Origin of the sequence: Cellulomonas sp. A375-1, from assembly GCF_001040865.1 — a bacterium.
Lineage (GTDB): Bacteria > Actinomycetota > Actinomycetes > Actinomycetales > Cellulomonadaceae > Cellulomonas > Cellulomonas gelida.
In genome coordinates, this window is the sequence record NZ_LFKW01000110.1 from 2635 (window position 1) to 3833 (window position 1199).

Consider the following 1199-nt stretch of genomic DNA (forward strand, 5'->3'; position numbering starts at 1 on the left):
ACCCGCGCCGCCCGACTGAGCGACCGGGTCCGCGTCGGCGCACGGCGACGTCCGGGCAGGTCATGCGGCGGGGAACCCTGCGCGCCACCCCGCGGGGTGGTTGGCTAGGCGCATGAGCGCGACCGCCCCGTCCCCCGTACCTGCCGACCCCGACACGTTGCGGGCCGTCGCCCACGGCTCCTGGTACGACCCCCACGGCGTGCTCGGCCCGCACCCCGGCGACGGCGGCGTGACGATCCGGCTGCTGCGCCCGCTGGCCGACTCGGTCGTCGTGATCACGCCCGACACCCGCGTCCCCGCGCGGCACGAGCAGGACGGCATCTGGGTCGCGGTGCTCCCCGGCGAGGACGTGCCCGACTACCGCGTCGAGGTCACGTACGGCGACACGACGACCCTCGCCGACGACCCGTACCGGTTCCTGCCGACCGTCCAGGAGCTCGACCGTCACCTCATCCGCGAGGGTCGGCACGAGGAGCTGTGGACCGTGCTCGGCGCTCGCGTGCGCACCTACCCGAGCACGCTCGGCGAGGTGCACGGCACGTCGTTCGCCGTGTGGGCGCCCAACGCGCGCGCGGTGCGCGTCGTCGGCGACTTCAACTACTGGCAGGGTGCGACCCACGCGATGCGCTCGCTCGGCGACTCGGGCATCTGGGAGCTGTTCGTCCCCACCGTGACCGCGGGCGCTCGCTACAAGTTCGAGATCCTCACGCACGACGGCACATGGCGCCAGAAGGCCGACCCCATGGCCCGCGGCACCGAGGTCCCGCCCGCGACCGCGTCGGTCGTCGTCGAGTCCACCTACACGTGGACCGACGACGAGTGGATGGCGGCCCGCGCCGCGACCGACCCGCACAACGGCCCGCTGTCGGTCTACGAGGTGCACCTCGGCTCGTGGCGCCAGGGCCTGTCGTACCGCGACCTCGCCCACCAGCTCACCGAGTACGTCCTGGACCTGGGCTTCACGCACGTCGAGCTGCTGCCCGTCGCGGAGCACCCGTACGCGCCGTCGTGGGGCTACCAGGTGACCGGGTACTACGCCGCGACCTCACGGTTCGGCCACCCCGACGACCTGCGCTACCTGATCGACACGCTGCACCGCGCGGGCATCGGCGTGATCGTCGACTGGGTGCCGGGCCACTTCCCCAAGGACGAGTGGGCGCTCGCGCAGTTCGACGGAACCGCGCTGTACGAGCACCCGG

At 73.1% G+C, this 1199-nt stretch carries 1 protein-coding gene; it reads left to right on the forward strand.

What is annotated here, in order from left to right; genetic code table 11:
• Window positions 1–112: 112 nt before the first annotated feature.
• A partial coding sequence (locus CWIS_RS19445) for an alpha-amylase family glycosyl hydrolase (RefSeq protein WP_048343454.1) occupies window positions 113–1199 on the forward strand: 1087 nt, incomplete at its 3' end.